This is a genomic window from Sorangium sp. So ce131 (assembly GCF_051519095.1).
GTDB lineage: Bacteria > Myxococcota_A > Polyangia > Polyangiales > Polyangiaceae > Sorangium.
In genome coordinates this window covers 2,107,537-2,123,749 of the sequence record NZ_CP150455.1, presented here as the reverse complement: position 1 = coordinate 2,123,749, position 16,213 = coordinate 2,107,537, and the positions used below count along the sequence as shown (strand labels likewise).

Below are 16,213 nucleotides of genomic sequence, written 5' to 3'. Positions count from 1 at the left end.
GATTTCTGCTAGACCAGTCCGCATGGCCTGGGAGCTCTCGCTCTCCCTCGATCCCGCCGGCTCGCAGCCGATCTTCCTGCAGATCGCGCGCGCCCTCTCCGACGACATCCGCCGCGGCCGGCTCCGCGCCGGCGCCGAGCTCCCGGGCAGCCGCGCGCTCGCGCGGTCGCTGTCGGTCCACCGCAACACCGTGCTCGCCGCGTACCGCGAGCTCGCGGCCGAGGGCTGGATCGTGGCCAGCGCCGCGCGCGGCACCTTCGTCTCCGCGGAGCTGCCGGCGCCGCCGCCCCGCCGCTTCGCCCCGCGCGCCGCCGCGCGCGCCGAGGTGCCCGCGCGGCTCGGCTTCGACCTCGGCGCGGCCGCGCTCCGGGAGATCGCGCTCCCCGCGCCCGGCGTGCTCCGGATGACCGGCGGCCTCCCCGACATGCGCCTCGTGCCGACCGCGGCGCTCGCGCGCGCCTACCGCCGCGCCCTCCGCGCCGCGCCGGAGCGGCTGCTCGACTACGGCGATCCGCGCGGCCACCCTCGCCTCCGCGCCGCGCTCGCCGCGATGCTCTCGGCCGTGCGCGGCCTCGCCGCCGGGCCGGCGGCGCTGCTCGTCACGCGCGGCAGCCAGATGGCGCTCGACCTCGTCGCGCGCGCGCTGATCGCGCCCGGCGACGCCGTCGCGGTCGAGTCCTACGGCTACCGCCCCGCCTGGGAGGCGCTCCGCCTCGCCGGCGCGCGGCTGCTCCCGGTGCCGGTCGACGCGGCGGGCGTCTCGGTCGACGCCCTCGCCGAGCTCGCCGATCGCGAGCGCCTCCGCGCCGTCTACGTCACCCCCCACCACCAGTACCCCACCACCGCGGTGCTCGCCCCCGGCCGGCGCATCGCCCTGCTCGAGCTCTGCCGGAGCCGCCGGATCGCGGTCATCGAGGACGACTACGATCACGAGTTCCACTACGACGGCCGCCCCGTGCTGCCGCTCGCCAGCGCGGACACCGCCGGCGTGGTCGTCTACATCGGCACGCTCTCGAAGATCCTCGCCCCCGGGCTCCGGATCGGCTTCGTGGTCGCGCCCGAGCCCTTGATCGAGCGGCTCGCTCTTCTCCGCACCTTCGTCGATCGGCAGGGCGATCACGTGGTGGAGCGCGCCGTGGCCGAGCTGCTCGAGGACGGCGAGGTGCAGCGCCACGCCCAGCGCGCGCGGCGCATCTACAAGGCGCGGCGCGACGCGCTCGTCGCGGAGCTCGGCGCGCGCCTCGGCGGCGCGCTCGAGTTCCGCGCGCCGGCCGGAGGGATGGCCCTGTGGGCGAAGGTGGACGCCCGGATCGACGTCGACGGGTGGGCGGAGCGCTCGCTCGCGCGCAAGGTCGCGTTCTCGGCGGGGCGGCGGTTCGCGTTCGACGGCAAGAGGCGCCCCTTCGTGCGGCTCGGGTTCGCGGCGCTGGACGAACGAGAGATCCGCGAGGCGGTGGAGAGGATGACAGGCGCCCTGGAATGAGCCGGCGCGCGCCGCGCGCCGCGCGCCGCGCGCCGCGCGCCGCGCCGACGAGCCGAGAGGAGCCTGCCGCGCGCCGCGCCGGCGACCGGCGCGGCCGTGGGGGCGCGCATGACGGACGCAGGTCGCGGGGGCGCGCATGACGGACACAGCAGGATGGGACCTGCGTCCGGGCCACGCGTGCAGGGCGGCACCCACCTCGGAGCGCATCCGGCGCGTCGACGAAACGTCGGTTTGCCCCTGCCTCTGCGGGCGAATCTATCCTAAGTAGATAGGGGGGCCCTCAAGGGACACGAAGGAACAGATGAAGCTAGAAGCAGTGACCGCGATCGGTCTCATCGCGGCGACCCTCACCACGATCTCCTTTCTTCCGCAGGTGCTGCGCACGCTGCGCACGCGAGACACGCGCTCGATCTCCGTCGGCATGTACGCGACGCTCGTCGCCGGCGTGGGCCTGTGGCTCGTCTATGGTCTGCTCACCAGGGACATGCCCATCATCATCGCGAACGCGATCACGTTCCTCTTCTCGGGCACCGTGTTCGTCCTCAAGCTCCGATACGGCTGAGCCGCCGTCCTCCCCTCCCCTCCGGCGAGCCCGCTCACCATACCGCCGCCGCAAGCCGCCGTTCGGCCGCCATGCTGGCAGCCTGCCAACGCTTCTCCCGCCAGTTCCATCAACGCTAATATTTTGCAGCGTTGCTTGACAGAGCATCTCCCCCGCCCTAGTACCTCGCCCGTCGAGGCAGCAAACCGGGGCGCGGCTCCTTCAGCGGACCACGCTGGACACTGCATGTCCGGGGATGGGGGTCGGCTTTGGATGGGGATGCCGCGCGTCCGTGAAACTCCTTTGCTCGCGAGAGGGTGATTCATGAGACGATTCAACGGACTAGGCGTTCTGCTCGCGCTCGCGGCCTCGGGCTGCGCGGCGCCCGTGGAGCTTGACGGCGTCGGGGCAGCGGAGGGCGCGCTCGCGCCGGAGGGCGCGGACCCGGCGTCCGTGGCCCTCGATGGGGACGAGGAGGGCGGGGCCGCGTGGGTCGCGGCCAGGGGACGCGGGGCCGAGACGGATCCTCCGGTCGCCGGCGAGGGGGAGAGCTGTGGAGGGTTCACCATCGGACCTGCGCCCGTCTGCGCGCAGGGGCTTTATTGCAGCTTCCGGTCCGAGGACGTATGCGGCTGGGCGGACGCCTCGGGCACGTGCGCGGAGAGGCCGGCGTCCTGCACGGAGGAGCACGCGATGGTCTGCGGCTGTGACGGTCGGTTGTACAAGAATGCCTGCTTTGCGGCGAAGAACGGCGTTGCGGTGTATGTGAGGGGCGCGTGCGAGGGCGCCGTCGCGCCGGGATCGCCCGCGGCGGTGAGGTCTGCGCTGGCGGAGTGAGGAGGGCCGAATGCCCGGCGGAGGGGGCGTGAGCGGCTGAGGGAGTTGGGGGCTGGCTGGTTGTGGGGGGCCCTGCTGTCATTCCGTCCCCCGCCTCCTACCGCCTTTCGTCTCCCGCCTTTCGTCTTTCGTCTCCCGCCTTTCGTCTTTCGTCTCCCGTCTTTCGTCTTTCGTCTCCCGTCTTTCGTCTCCCGTCTTTCGTCCCTCGTCTTTCGTCTTTCGTGCTCCTCTTTCGTGATCGTGATCGTGATCGATGCATTCCAGAGGAACCATAATCTCGAATCGTCATGGTTCCAGACATGAATAAGAATTCCCCCTCCTAACCGAACAGTAACGACACGGCTCACGCACGCGCACGATCACGATCACGATCACGATCACGATCACGATCACGAAAGAGGTGCACGAAAGACGAGGGACGAAAGACGAGGGACGAAAGACGAGGGACGAAAGACGAGGGACGAAAGACGAGGGACGAAAGACGAGGGACGAAAGACGAGGGACGAAAGACGAGGGACGAAAGACGAGGGACGAAAGACGAAAGGCGGGAGAGGGAGGGCGGTGGGGGGAGACGAGGGACGGAAGGCGCAAGAAGCCAGACGGAACCCGGGAACACGTCGCCCACATGCACACCGAGCACCCGCACGATCGCGTGTCCCTCGCCGGGAGCTCAAACTTGACCTCCCCCACGCCCGCTTTCACCATCCCCCGTAAGGGGGGATACAATGAATGGCGCGGCGCTCTATGACCTCGCGATGCGGCTGCCGCTCGCACTCCTGATGTTCTACAATGCCCTGTTCGTCGGCAGGGATATCTACGTTCACCTCTTTCTCTGGCGTGGCCCCACGGGGCTCACGTACGCGACGTCCCTGGCTGCGCTCCTCGCGACGGAGGCCTACCTCCTGCTCGTCGCGGCGCTCACCCTCGTGCGGCTCCGCCCGGTGCGCAAGCTCAAGGGCCTCGCGCCGCGCGTCACCGCGCTCGCCGCCGGCCTCCTGCCGGCGAGCCTGGCGTGGCTGCCCAAGGTCGAGCCGACGCCCTTCCGACAGCTGGCTGGGACGCTGCTGATCGTCGGGGGCATGGCGCTCGCCCTGCTCAGCCTCGGCTGGCTCGGCAAGTCGTTCAGCGTCATGCCCGAGGCGCGCCGGCTCGTCACGGGCGGGCCCTACCGGTTCGTCCGCCACCCGGTCTACCTCGCCGGCATGATCCAGGCCGCGGGGCTGCTCCTGCTCTACCCCTCGCTCGCCGCCGTCCTCCTGTTCACGGTCGAGGTCACCCTGCAGATCGTCCGCATGCGCTACGAGGAACGCGTCCTGCGCGACACTTTCCCCGACTACGACGACTACGCACGCCGGACCGCCGCGCGGCTCGTCCCCGGCGTCTACTGAACCATCCCGCGCCACGGCCGGTCACGCCCGGTCACGCCACGGGGCACGCGCCGCGCCGCCTGCCAAAGCGCAGGGAAACACACCTCGGCGCGAACGGCGGCGGGCTCGCTCCCCGGAAGGTCGGCCTTACTCGGACGGGTCGGTCACGCGGCCGGCGAACAGGACGGCGCTGGTCGCGATGTCCCGGATGAAGAAGAGGAACGGACGATCGAAGCGGATGGCGGCGGGCTCGGGCGCCGACGTCTCGCCGATGACCACCGCCGTCGCCGCCGCGGCCTCCGTGCCCGCCTCGTTCACCGAGACGAACGCCTTGTGGATCACGTCGCTGATGGAGAGCCCGCCCTGCCCGTTGATGCCCGAGAAGTCCGCGTCGCCGGTGAAGGCGATGGGCATCCCGAGCTCCTCGAGCGGCGGGACGAGATCGAACGTCGACTCGAACTCGAATTTCGGCAACGCGATCTGGACGCTCCGATCCTCCAGCGAGCCGAGGACGCCCTCGAGGCGCGCCCGGTCCAGGCCCGACTCGAACTCGCCAAGGTCCGACGGCAAGACGAGCACCATCGACAGCTCGCGCCCGTCATAGGGCATCTCGAGCGCCCGATAACCGTCGCCCTCGCCATAAGGGACCTGCGCGGCGCCGGCCATCATCGGCACGGAGACCGTGGAGTCGTCCGGCAGCGTGAAATCACCGGGGGCCGTGCGCTCCTCCTCGAAGGGGAACTGCCACGCTGCGTTGAAGTAGATGGCGTTCGTCAGCACCAGCCGGGTCGACGGCGTGAGGACCCCCTCCGGCAGGAGATCCTTGATCCGATCCTCGGTGCGTTTGGCCACCCAGCCGTTGATGATCTCCCGCGCCTCCTCGGACGCCTGGACGAAATCGACGAGGTTCATCCCGGCCCCGTAATTCACCGCGAGCACGTCGAGGAACTCGGGCACGTAGAAATAGTCCTTCTGGCCCCAGAGGGCGTTGGCGACGTTGAGCCGGAACCCCTCCCCGTCCTGCCCCTCGGCGCCCTCGCCGCGGCTCGCCAGCGCCAGATCGAGCGCGTTGAACGCCGGGTGCAGCCGCTCCTGCGGCAGCGTGAAGCGCAGCGCGGTCGCCATCTGCTCCGCCGTCTCGCCGCGCGCGCCGGCGTACGTCATCGCCAGCGCGCTCGACACGCTGTACGGAGAATAGAAGAGGTTGCCCGGCTCCGCGGCGAGCTGCCGGTAAAGATCGAGCGCAAAGGTGGTGTTGCCGACGGCGAGCTCCTTGCTGTCGGCCTCCGGCACGGAGGGCGTGAGGCTCCGCGGCTTGGTCGAGGCGGCCACGCAGTCCCCCGCGCCCGGGTCGCTGCACTCGGTGGGCGAGGGGTCCTGCGGCTCCGGCTCCGGGCCTGGCGCCGGGTCGTTGTGGTCGACGAAGCAACCCGTGAAAATCAGGGAGAACGGCAACAGGAATGAGCAGATTGAACGAGTTCGCATGCCGACGCGCCGAGCAGGGGCCGTGCCGGCGCGCCGAGCAGGAGCCCTGGCCGAGCGCCGAGCAGCGCTCCGGCCGGGCGCCGAGCAGGGGGACGCGGCAGGAGCGCCGCGCAACGGCCGGAGGCCAGGGCGCGGGACGCGGACTCGAGCCGGAGAGCGGCGAGGCACGCCGACGCGGCGCCGACGCGGGCCGCGCAGCGCCCCTGATCGCCGGGGCAGGCGCCGGCGCATTGTGGCGCACATCACGGAAGGGCGGTGCCGTACCTGCGGGACGCGCGGGGGCCCGGGCGCGCGTGGTAGGGTGGGCAGCGCCATGCAGAGAGCGCGAGAGACAGCCCTCGGGGAGGCGCGGCGGCCGTGATCGTGCTCGTGATGGGCGTGAGCGGCGCCGGGAAGACGACGGTGGGGGCGCGCCTCGCGCGCGATCTCGGGTGGGTGTTCGTCGACGCCGACGACCTCCACCCACCCGCCAACATCGAGAAGATGCGCTCGGGCAAGCCGCTCGACGACCAGGACCGCGCGCCGTGGCTCGCCGCGCTCGCGGCGCGCATCGCCCAGCTGCTCGACGCGGGTCGCGACGCCGTGATCGCCTGCTCCGCGCTCAAGGCGGCGTACCGCGCGCAGCTGCTCGTCGACCCCGCGCGGATGCGCGTCGTGCACCTGACCGGCGACCCCGCGCTGATCGCGGCGCGCCTCGCGGCGCGGAAGGCGCACTTCATGCCGCCCGGCCTGCTGCAGACGCAGCTCGCCGCCCTGGAGCCGCCCGAGGACGCGATCCGCGTCGATATCGACGGGACCCCGGACGAGATCGCCGCCGCCATCCGCCGCGTGCTCGGCCTGTGAGCCGCCCTCGGCCTGCGCGCGGGGCTCGCCGCGCGCTCGGCCGGTGAGCCGCCCTCGCGCGTGTCAGTCGGACGCCAGCAGGCGACCGACGAACAGCGCATCTTCCTCGCTGGTGAGCACGTCGTCGCCCACCTCGATCGTCCCCTGGAACGAACCGGCCAGCATCGGGTTGTCGCGCTTGTCGAGCTCCAGCCCGGAGACGAGCGCGCCCTGGCCGAGGCTCTCGGTCCACCGCACGTCCCCTCCAGGGCTGAGCTCGGCGGCCCAGGAGCCGCACGACGGCGGCACGTCGGGCGTGCAGAACGAATCGCCGGCCAGGAACACGGCGTCGTCGCTCGCCGCGACCTCGAGCGCGCGCTGCTGGCCGTCGAACCGCTTCACCCAGAGCACGTTGCCGTCCGGGTCGAGCTTGGCCACGAACGGCCGCGGGCCGCCCGGCAGCGCCGGGTCGCCGAAGACGCCGCTGCCGGCGAGCAGCACCGAGCCGTCCGGATCCACGGCGAGGTCGTACGCCTCCTCGACCTGCTCCGGCGAGCCCCGGAACCGCTGGTGCCAGAGCAGCGCGCCGTCCTCGTCCAGCTTCGTCAGGAACGTCGCGTTGCCCCGCCCGTCCTGGGCCGCGATGAAGATGTTGCCGTCGTCGTCGACCTCGAGGCCGATCTCGTCGGTGTCGGAGCCGCTCGGGGGCAGGCTCACCCAGCTGAAGTGGCCCGACCTGTCGAGCCGCACCACGAAGACGCCGAGCGCCCGCCGCTCGATCCGCTGGCCGGCCACCGTCGCCTCGCCCTCCAGCTTGCCGAGCACGAGCGCGCCGCCGCGGCCGTCGCTGGCGACCGCGGTGCCGCTCAGGATGGCGTCGTCGTCCGCGGAGAACTGCGCCGCCCAGCGCGTCCTGCCGTTCGCCTTGAGGTTCGCGACGAAGAGCTCCGGGCCCCCGGGCGGCGACGCCGTGAGCCGGACCGCGCCGAAATCCACCGTGCCCTCGAACTCGCCGAGCACGAGCGCGCCTTTCCCGTCCGCCGCGACGTCGAGGGCGGCCTGCGCCTCCGCGTCGCCGAACCGCGCGCTCCAGAGCGGGAAGCCGCACGCGTCGAGCTTCGCCACGAAGACGTCCGTCGACCCCGCGCTCGTCAGCGTGGTGGAGCCGAACGTGAGCGCCCCCTCGAAGGCGCCCGCGAGCAGGGACTCGCTGGCGTCGCCGACCGCGAAGCCGCGCAACGCCGCGCTCTCGGCAGGGAATTGACGCCCGAACGGCTCCCGCCCGCACGCCCCGGACCACCCGCCGGCGGGCGAGCGGGTCAGGGTGTCGTCACATCCCGCCGACCCCGCCGCGCACATCGAAGGCGAGCGGAGCCCCGCCTCCTCCCCCACCCCCACGCCGCGGTCGCGCTCCGGTCCGCCCTCCGCGGAACCCAGGGAGCAGCCTGCTGCCCCCAGCACGACAACACCGCTCAACACGCCCACCGCTCGCCACCCAGACCGCATACCGATCTTCTCCTCTCCCGCCGCCCGCGGGCAGCTGGAAACGCTGCAGGATGTGGACCACCACGATGATCCTCCTCTTGCCAACGTCTTTCGAATGTCGGAATTCCTTGTTTTCTACGATCCTGCGGGCTGATCTGGGAGCGGGGCGCTCGATGCGATAGAACCAGCCCATGCCCCCGTCACGCCGCCACTTCCTCTCGTTGACCGCCGCGGCAGGATCCCTGGCCGCGTTCGGCTGCTCCCCTTCACGGCCCGCCCCGTCCGCTCCATCGAGCGCCGGCAGCAGCCGAGCCCGCGCGCCGGATCCCGGCCGGCCGGGCGGGCCGGCCAGGCCGGCCGGCAAGACGCTGCTCATCCTCGGCGGGACAAGCTTCCTCGGGCCTGCCCTGGTCGAGGCGGCGAAGGCCCGCGGATACACCATCACCCTCTTCAACCGCGGCAAGACGCGGCCCCACCTCTTCCCAGACATCGAGAAGCTGCACGGCGATCGGGATCCGAGCAAGGGGGATGGGCTCAAAGCACTCTCCGGCCGCTCGTGGGACGCCGTCATCGACAATTCCGGGTTCGTTCCGCGGATCGTCAAGGCGTCGGCGGAGCTGCTCGCCCCGAACGTCAAGCAGTATGTGTTCATCTCCAGCCTGTCAGTCTATGCCAGCCACACCACCCCTTCCGCGGACGAGACGGCCCCGGTCGGGACGTTGTCCGACCCGACCGTCGAGACGATGGGCAAGGAGTACGAGAACTATGGCCCTCTCAAGGCGCTCTGCGAGCAGGCCGCCGAGGCCGCGATGCCCGGGCGGGTCACGAACGTGCGCCCGGGGTTCATCGTGGGGCCCGAGGATCCGACCGATCGATTCACCTACTGGCCCGTCCGCGTCGACAGGGGTGGGGACGTGCTCGCCCCGGGCGCGCCGTCCGACCCGATCCAGATCATCGATGTCCGCGATCTCGCCGCGTGGCTCATCCAGGTCGTCGAGACCCGGACGACGGGCGTCTTCAACGCCGCCGGGCCCGGCGAGCCGCTCACCATGGGCGGCCTGCTCGACGCGTGCGCCGCCGCGTCGAACGCGCGCGCGACCTTCACGTGGGTGAGCGCGCAGTTCATCGAGAAGCTGGGCGGCGAGCCGGTCGACCTCCCGATCTGGGCGCCCGCCGAGGGCGAGACCAGGGCCTTTCACCTGCGCAGCGCCGAGCGCGCGCGCAAGGCTGGGCTCACGTTCCGCCCCGTGTCGGAGACCGTCAAGGACACGCTGGCGTGGTGGAAGACGCTCCCGGCGGATCGGCAGGCCAAGCTGCGGGCCGGCCTGACGCCGGAGCGCGAGGCCGAGGTCCTCGCGGCGTGGCGGGCGCGGGGCAAGAAGGCGGGCCCCCCGTAGCGAAGCTGTGCCGCGTTAAGGTAGGATGGTTGCGCACCCATCCGGAGGAGGTGGTTCCGCCGGAGGGTCCCGCAGCCGCGGGAGACGGCCCCGCCATGATCCCCTACCCATTCACGATCACGAAGGAGCTCGACGCAAGCGACGGGGCCACCGCGCGGGCCCTTGCGACGCGCACGAGCGCTCCGCCGGCGCGCCCGTGGCCGTCCCGGAGGTCGTCGTGATGAAGCTCCTCTGCAAATCGGCAGACGAACGTTTTCCGAGCGCACGCGGATCGCAGCCCGACCTCAACGAACGCCCGAGACGTGAGCGCCAGGACGAGGCGCGCTTCGACGCAGCGCACCACGCGGGGTTCGGCGCCCCGCGGTCCTTCGAGCCGACGCCGCGTGAGCCCGCGCCGCGCGAGCCGGCGGAGCTCGCCGCGATGAACCTCGCCGAGGGCCGCAAGGCCAGGGCCTCGGGGGCGCCGCCGGCGGCCGCCGACTTCTTCGAGGCCGGGATCTCGGCGCTGCCGGACGGGAGCTTCAAGCTGGGCAACGACCTCGCCTTCTCGCTGCACGCCGAGGCGGCCGAGTGCGCGTACCTCGGCGGCCAGATCGAGCGCGCGGAGTCGCTGCTCGACGTGCTCGGCGCCGAGGCGCGATCGGACCTCGAGCGCGCCCGGGCCCACGAGCTGCGCATCGCCGTCCTCGTCACGCAGGGACGGCTCGACGACGCGCTGCGGCTCGGGGCGGCGGCGCTCGCGATGCTCGGCGAGCCGCTGCCCGACGAGGGGCCGGCGCGGAAGGCCGCCGCGGACGCCGAGGTCGCGGCCGCGCGCGCGGCGCTCGGCGCGCGCCGGCTCAGGGACCTGCTCGACGAGCCCGAGACCGCCGACGGAAGGACACGCGCGGCGCTGCGGCTGCTCATGGCGCTGACGTTGCCCGCCGCGATGGTGAGCCCGCCGCTCTGCACGTTCATCGCGGCGAAGCAGGTCAACCTGTCGCTGGAGCGCGGGCACGGCGGCGCCTCCCCGTACGGCTACATGGCCTACGCCTGGGTCGCGGCGCGGGTGTTCCGACGGTACGACGAGGCCTACGAGCTCGGAGAGATCGCGCTCGAGCTCTGCGAGAGGTCCGGGCAGCACGAGCTCTCCTGCCGCATGCGCCTCCTGCTCGGGGCGCACATCAGCGTCTTCACGAAGCACCTGCTCTCGAGCCTCGATCTCTTCGCCGAGGCGCACGAGGCCGGGCTGCGCGCCGGCGATCCCACCCACGTGTCGCAGACGTGCGTCCACACGTCGCTCGTTCGCTTCGGGCTCGGCGACGAGTGCGAGGGCGTGCGGGCCGAGGTCGACAGGTTCCTCACCCTGGTGAAGGACGCGCGGGAGGAGCTCGCCCTCGCGCCGCTGACCAGCGTGCGCCGCGCGCTCGACGATCTGATCGGCACGACGGGCACGACGCAGGCGACGGGCACGACACACGCGACGCGGGGGGCGCCGGGCGGCGCCGCCCTCGAGGACGCGGCCCACGGCGAGGAGCGCTCGGCGCCGCGCCACGGCGCCGTCGCCTTCATCGAGCACGCGCTGCGGCAGCAGATCTGCTTTCTCTTCGAGGACCACGAGGGCGCGCTGCGGATGGGCTCCCTCGCGGAGGCAAGCGGCAAGGGCGGGGTCGGCGATCACCTCGCGACCGAGGTGTACTTTTACACCTGCCTCACGCTGCTCTCGCCCGCGCTCGCGCGCGGCCGGCAGGTGATCACCGCCTCGCTCTCGAGCTACCGGGACCGGCTCGCGGAGTGGGCGGAGCGGTGCCCCGACAACTTCCGCCACAAACACCTCCTGGTCCGCGCGGAGTCCGCGCGCGCCGCCGGCGAGGAGCTCGCGGCGATGAAGCTCTACGACCAGGCGATCGCGTCGGCCAAGGCGAACGGGTTCGTCCGGGACGAGGCCCTCGCGAACGAGCTCTGCGCGAAGTTCCACCTCGCGAGCGGGAGGGAGAAGATCGCGCACGTCTACATGACAGACGCCTACGAGGGGTACCTGAGGTGGGGTGCCACAGCCAAGGTGGGGCAGCTGTCGCGGAAGTACCCGCACCTGGTCCCGCAGGCCGCGCGGCGCAGCCGTCCCGGCCGATCGCCGGAGAGCGAGCGCCCGATGAGCCCGGAGGCGCCGTGCGCCGGCTCCTCCGGCGCGGCAGGCGTCCCCCACGGCGCGAGCCATGCGCTCGCGGCGGAGGTGGCCCGCCTGGACGCGGCGCTCCGCGACGTGAACGAGCGCCTCGCGGCCGAGCTCGCGGCGCGCCAGCGCGCCGAGCAGGAGCGCGCGGCGCTGGAGGAGCAAGTCCGCCGAGCCCAGCGCGAGCGGCCGGAGCTCTCCGCGCCGCTGATCCCGATCGCCGACCGCATCCTCGCGATGCCGCTCGCCGGGGAGATGATCCCCGCGCGCGTGGCGGAGGTGCTCGACTCGACCGTGGCGAGCGCCGCGGAGCGCCGCGCGAAGATCGTCCTGTTCGACGTCACCGGCGCGCGGCGCGTCGAGGCCGGGGTGGCGAACGCGCTGATGCAGGCGGCCGGCGCGCTGCAGCTGCTCGGCGCGCGCGTGGTCATCACCGGCATCCGACCCGACGCCGAGCGCGCCCTCGGCGAGCTCGGGATCGATCTCTCCGCCGTCGTCACGCGCGGGACGCTCCAGAGCGGGCTCACCTACGCGCTCGAGCTCGCCGGGGGCGCGCGGCAGCGCCGAGGCGGCGCACGTCAGCGGCGGCGCGTCGCGCGGCAACGCGGTCGCGTCGTGCGGCAGCGCAAAGTCCGACCTTCGCGCTGAGCCTCCAGGCCAACGTCAACCAGCGCTCCAGCCTCCGTCGGGCGAGCTGCTGCGCGGCCTGTTCCGTCGGTCGAGCGCGACTCCAAACACCGAAGTCGTCATCGCTCGCTCCCCCTTGGCTCGGGACGTCCGTCAGACAGAGCCCGACGACGCGAATCCGAGGTGACGTGTTCAGAGTCCACAGGAAGGAGGGAAGACGCAAAGCATCTTCCGTGCTCCCCCGCCTTCCCGTGATCCCTATAGCCTGGCTGGTGCACCTCCCTCGCGACCCCGCGTCGCGGGCTCAGCGAGGGAGGAGCGCCGCAGGCGAACGCGACTCAGGCGCCAGCGCCGCCGCCGCCCTCGGACCCGGCGCCGCCGCCGCCCTCGGACCCGGCACCGCCGCCGCCCTCGGACCCGGCACCGCCGCCGCCCTCGGACCCGGCACCGCCGCCGCCCTCGGACCCGGCACCGCCGCCGCCCTCGGCCCCGGCGCCGCCCGTGCCCGTGCCCGAGCCCGTGCCCGTCGTCGTCGACGACGACGACGTGGTGTTGCCGTCACCGTCGTCGCCGCATCCGGCGCCGATCATCATCATGGACGCGCCAAGCAGCAGCGCGCTTGCCAGCATGCTCATTGAAGCTTTCATATGTCCGTTTCTCTCCGTTGGGTTGTTCCCCCCCCAAAGAATGACTCGGTACATCCAGGCTCCGACCCCTGCGCTACCCCGCGATCGAGCTCGCTCCGCGCTCAAAAATCCGCGAAACGGACGCCCGCGAGCCTCACGAGCGCGCCGGGCGCAAAGGTTCGGTGTCTACTGCATGATGATTCCGTTATTTTGGATGATAGGCCACCATACTGGATTACGCAAGCTTTTTGTCTCGCTGCATCATCGTCGCATGTGCGCGACCTGCCGCGAATGCCGGCTGCGTCAAGCCCATCGGCCGCGTAATCGCGCGGCGGCCACGATGACGACTGGACTTGACAAAGTGGCCGCGATAACGGATGCACCTCCGAAGTAGAGGTCTTCATGAGCCGGTGCCGTGCTCGTATGTTCGACCTCGGGACTACCTCCGGCGCCGGGCGAGGCGCCTCCAGAGCCGCGCTGTCGCGCGGGTGCCAGTCGTCTGGGTCCTGAGCTCGGTCTGGAGGGCATCATGAGGACTGGTTGCGCGCCGTGAGCCTGCAAGTCCCAGGCCCACGGCTCGCCAGCCGCGCGAGCGCCGCGCGGCCACGGCGGATGAGCTCGCAGAATACGGCGCGTCGGGCCAAGAAAACCGGGCCGCGGAGCCGCCGAATCGGCGCGGAGCGCCGGCAGCAGCGAGCGCGAAGGGGCTTACGCCGTGGGGTTAGGGCGCTGCGAAGGGGGGGTTGCGGGCGCCCTTCCAGGAGCGCAGGCCCCCCGGCGCCACGCGCTTTTGTGCTCTCCCGCGCGGGGGAGCGCGCCGGCCATAGACTCGATATCGACCGCGCTCGGCCGGCGCGACGTATGATCGCGGTGTCGCGCGACCACGAAAGCGATTGCGGGTGATGGTCAGTCGGGACGGCCAGGTGGTCGCTCCGCGCGCCGCCCGGGCGGCGCGAGGACAAGGACCCAGGCGCGGTCCGGCGAGCTCGGGCACGGGCCGCGACGCCGGTCGCGCCCGCTCGGATCACCCCACGTCGGCCGTCGTCAGCGAGCGACGTCCTCGCTCGAGCCTCGCTCCCGCGCGCGGGAGAACTCGCCGGCGCGGGCTCTGGCCGCGAGGTCGGCGACGGCCGCCACGAGCGCGGCGGGCTCGATCGGCTTCGTGACGTGCATGTGGAAGCCGGCGTCGAGCGCGCGCTTCTGGTCCTCCTTGCGGGCGTACGCCGTCAGCGCCAGCGCGGGCAGGTCGCCGCCGGCGTGCGGCGGGTGCTGGCGGATCGCGCGGATGAGCTCGTATCCGTCCTCGCCCGGCATGGCGATGTCGCTCACGAGCACGTGCGGGCGCGCCGCGCCGAAGGCCGCGAGCGCCTCGCGGACCGAGGCGACCGCGGTCACCTCGGCGCGGTGCTGCGAGAGCACCTCCTCGAGGAGCTCCCTGGCGTCCGCGTCGTCCTCGACGAGCAGCACGTGGAGCCCGCGCAGATCGGAGGCGGGCTCACACGCGGCCAGCGGGCGCGAGCGGGCCTCGCGCAGCGGCCGGCCGGCGAGGCGGCGCTCGGCCCCGAGGAGCGGGATCCGGACCACGAACGTCGACCCCTGCTGCAGCCCGGGGCTCTCGGCGACGACCGAGCCGCTGTGGGCCTCGACGATGTCGCGCACGAGCGACAGCCCCAGGCCGAGGCCCGCGTGCTTCCGGCGGCTCGTGCTGTCCGCCTGGCGGAAGCGCTCGAAGAGGAACGGCAGGAAATCGGGCGCGATCCCCTCCCCGGAGTCGCGCACCGCGAGCTCCGCGGAGGCGCCGGCGCGGCGGAGGGAGACGTGGATGTGCCCGCCGGGGCGCGTGAACTTGAGGGCGTTGGAGAGGAGGTTCGCGACGACCTGCTGGAGCCGATCCGCGTCGCCGTTCACCTCGACGGCCGGGTCGAGCGCGACGTCGACCGTGAGCCGCCTCGCCTCCGCGGCGGGGCGGATCGCGTCGACGGCGGTCTCCACGAGCGGCGCGAGCGCCATCGGCGCGGCGCTGACGCGCAGCTTGCCCGCCGTGATGCGGGACACGTCGAGCAGATCCTCGATGAGCTTCGCCTGCGCGGCCGCGTTGCGCTCGATCACCTCGAGGCCGTGGGCCACCCGCTGCTCGTCGAACGGCTCGCCGCGGAGGAGGTGGGTCCAGCCGATGATCGCGTTGAGCGGGCTGCGCAGCTCGTGGGAGAGCGTCGCGAGGAACTCGTCCTTCACGCGGTTCGCCTCGCGCGCCTCGGCATGCACGCAGTTCTGGATCGCGATCGCGGCGAGCTGCGCGAGCTGCACGAGGACGGTCTCGTCGTCGTCCGAGAACTCCCCGTCATGCCGGTCGGAGAGCTGGATCGCGCCCATGTTGCGGCCGTCCGCCGCCGTGAGCGGCACGGCGAGGTAGCCCCGCGGCGGCGGGTGCTGCCCGCCGTCGTCCAGCCACTCCGGGTGCTGGGAGAGCTCCCGCTGCGTCATGCGGAGGGGCCTGTTCCTGCCGCACACGAAGGCGCACAGCCTGCCTGCGATGGGCGGGGGCGACTCCTGCTGAAACGTCGCGTACCGCTCGGAGTACGACACCGCGGTGCGCGCCCGCTCGCCGGGCCTCTCCAGCTTCACGAGCGTCATGGCCTGATGAGCACACGCGACGTCGCGCGCCGCCTCGGTGATCGCCGCGACCATGGCGTCGAGCGACAGGGCCGAGTTGATCTTGAGCGCGGCGCGGTTGAGCCGCTGGAGCTGCTCGGCGCGCGCGCGCAGCGACTCGGCCTGGAGCTTGATCTTCTGCGTCTTCCGAAAGAGGTCGACAAAGACAGACACCTTGGTGCGCAGGACCTCCGGGGCGAACGGGGTCATGATGTAATCGACGGCCCCGAGCGAATAGCTGCGCTCGACATAGACGCGATCGGTGTGCGCCGTCAGGAAGATGATCGGCGTGTGGCGCGTGCTCCTCCGCTTGCGGATGAGGGTCGCCGTCTCGAACCCGTCTATCTCTGGCATGTTGATGTCGAGGAGGATGACCGCGAACTCCTCCTGAAAGAGGTTGCGGAGCGCCTCCCGGCCGGAAGCCGCCTTGACGATGTTCTCGCCGAGCGGGGTGAGGACGGCCTCCAGGGACAGCAGCTGCTCGGGCCTGTCGTCGACGACCAGGATGTTGACCCTGCCTACTTCCGCCTGCATCCCCCGTCTCCTTTCCCCCCGCCCCGACGCCGGCCCCGCAACAAGCTTCGCAGCATCCTCAGGAACCCATCGCTGTCCACCGCTTTCGGGCGGCGCCTGATCGCACCGGCGTCAAGGTCTCTCCACCGGCGACTGAGGGGGACAATGTCGCCTCATGGACGCAGCTGTGTCCCTGGGCCGGGGGGCGCTCCCGCCGTCGGTCACG

At 72.2% G+C, this 16,213-nt stretch carries 11 protein-coding genes; 7 read left to right on the top strand and 4 right to left on the bottom strand.

Translation table 11 applies throughout. From position 1 onward, the window contains the following. Nucleotides 1–22: 22 nt before the first annotated feature. The 4 genes from WMF43_RS07780 (at nucleotide 23) to WMF43_RS07765 (ending at nucleotide 4,249) form a co-directional block, all read left to right on the top strand. A complete protein-coding gene (locus WMF43_RS07780) occupies nucleotides 23–1,483 on the top strand; it encodes a PLP-dependent aminotransferase family protein (protein WP_437678720.1) in 1,461 nt (486 codons plus the stop codon). A gap of 301 nt (nucleotides 1,484–1,784) precedes the next feature. Further along, nucleotides 1,785–2,045, top strand: a complete 261-nt coding sequence (locus tag WMF43_RS07775; RefSeq protein WP_437678718.1) for a SemiSWEET transporter — start codon at nucleotides 1,785–1,787, stop codon at nucleotides 2,043–2,045. 303 nt (nucleotides 2,046–2,348) lie between these two features. After that, nucleotides 2,349–2,861, top strand: coding sequence for a hypothetical protein (locus tag WMF43_RS07770; protein ID WP_437678716.1), 513 nt, complete (start codon nucleotides 2,349–2,351; stop codon nucleotides 2,859–2,861). A gap of 725 nt (nucleotides 2,862–3,586) precedes the next feature. After that, nucleotides 3,587–4,249, top strand: a complete 663-nt coding sequence (locus WMF43_RS07765; RefSeq protein WP_437678714.1) for a methyltransferase family protein — start codon at nucleotides 3,587–3,589, stop codon at nucleotides 4,247–4,249. Between the two features lie 126 nt (nucleotides 4,250–4,375). On the opposite strand, the gene WMF43_RS07760 is transcribed toward WMF43_RS07765, so the two are convergent. Beyond that, nucleotides 4,376–5,713 (bottom strand): serpin family protein, encoded by a 1,338-nt coding sequence (locus WMF43_RS07760; RefSeq protein WP_437678712.1) that lies wholly within the window; start codon nucleotides 5,711–5,713, stop codon nucleotides 4,376–4,378. Nucleotides 5,714–6,070: 357 nt separating this feature from the next. On the opposite strand from WMF43_RS07760, the gene WMF43_RS07755 reads away from it, so the two are divergent. Next, nucleotides 6,071–6,556, top strand: coding sequence for a gluconokinase (locus WMF43_RS07755; protein ID WP_437678710.1), 486 nt, complete (start codon nucleotides 6,071–6,073; stop codon nucleotides 6,554–6,556). Between the two features lie 63 nt (nucleotides 6,557–6,619). On the opposite strand, the gene WMF43_RS07750 is transcribed toward WMF43_RS07755, so the two are convergent. Next, on the bottom strand, nucleotides 6,620–8,014 hold the full coding sequence (locus WMF43_RS07750; RefSeq protein WP_437678708.1) for a hypothetical protein: 1,395 nt from the start codon (nucleotides 8,012–8,014) through the stop codon (nucleotides 6,620–6,622). A gap of 197 nt (nucleotides 8,015–8,211) precedes the next feature. On the opposite strand from WMF43_RS07750, the gene WMF43_RS07745 reads away from it, so the two are divergent. Both WMF43_RS07745 and WMF43_RS07740 read left to right on the top strand, forming a co-directional pair. Then, entirely contained in the window at nucleotides 8,212–9,417 is a 1,206-nt protein-coding gene (locus tag WMF43_RS07745) for an NAD-dependent epimerase/dehydratase family protein (protein WP_437678707.1), read from the top strand. Between the two features lie 220 nt (nucleotides 9,418–9,637). Then, nucleotides 9,638–12,217, top strand: coding sequence for an STAS domain-containing protein (locus tag WMF43_RS07740; RefSeq protein WP_437678705.1), 2,580 nt, complete (start codon nucleotides 9,638–9,640; stop codon nucleotides 12,215–12,217). 317 nt (nucleotides 12,218–12,534) lie between these two features. On the opposite strand, the gene WMF43_RS07735 is transcribed toward WMF43_RS07740, so the two are convergent. Both WMF43_RS07735 and WMF43_RS07730 read right to left on the bottom strand, forming a co-directional pair. Next, entirely contained in the window at nucleotides 12,535–12,831 is a 297-nt protein-coding gene (locus WMF43_RS07735) for a hypothetical protein (protein WP_437678703.1), read from the bottom strand. Nucleotides 12,832–13,866: 1,035 nt separating this feature from the next. After that, nucleotides 13,867–16,008, bottom strand: a complete 2,142-nt coding sequence (locus tag WMF43_RS07730) for a response regulator (RefSeq protein ID WP_437678701.1) — start codon at nucleotides 16,006–16,008, stop codon at nucleotides 13,867–13,869. Between the last annotated feature and the right edge of the window lie 205 nt (nucleotides 16,009–16,213).

Excerpts from the sequence above, each read along its gene's own strand:
- WMF43_RS07735 (WP_437678703.1), bottom strand. The coding sequence starts at position 12,831 with ATGAGCATGCTGGCAAGCGCGCTGCTGCTTGGCGCGTCCATGATGATG.
- WMF43_RS07775 (WP_437678718.1), top strand. The coding sequence starts at position 1,785 with ATGAAGCTAGAAGCAGTGACCGCGATCGGTCTCATCGCGGCGACCCTC.
- WMF43_RS07730 (WP_437678701.1), bottom strand. The coding sequence starts at position 16,008 with ATGCAGGCGGAAGTAGGCAGGGTCAACATCCTGGTCGTCGACGACAGG.
- WMF43_RS07740 (WP_437678705.1), top strand. The coding sequence starts at position 9,638 with ATGAAGCTCCTCTGCAAATCGGCAGACGAACGTTTTCCGAGCGCACGC.
- WMF43_RS07770 (WP_437678716.1), top strand. The coding sequence starts at position 2,349 with ATGAGACGATTCAACGGACTAGGCGTTCTGCTCGCGCTCGCGGCCTCG.
- WMF43_RS07765 (WP_437678714.1), top strand. The coding sequence starts at position 3,587 with ATGAATGGCGCGGCGCTCTATGACCTCGCGATGCGGCTGCCGCTCGCA.
- WMF43_RS07780 (WP_437678720.1), top strand. The coding sequence starts at position 23 with ATGGCCTGGGAGCTCTCGCTCTCCCTCGATCCCGCCGGCTCGCAGCCG.
- WMF43_RS07760 (WP_437678712.1), bottom strand. The coding sequence starts at position 5,713 with ATGCGAACTCGTTCAATCTGCTCATTCCTGTTGCCGTTCTCCCTGATT.
- WMF43_RS07745 (WP_437678707.1), top strand. The coding sequence starts at position 8,212 with ATGCCCCCGTCACGCCGCCACTTCCTCTCGTTGACCGCCGCGGCAGGA.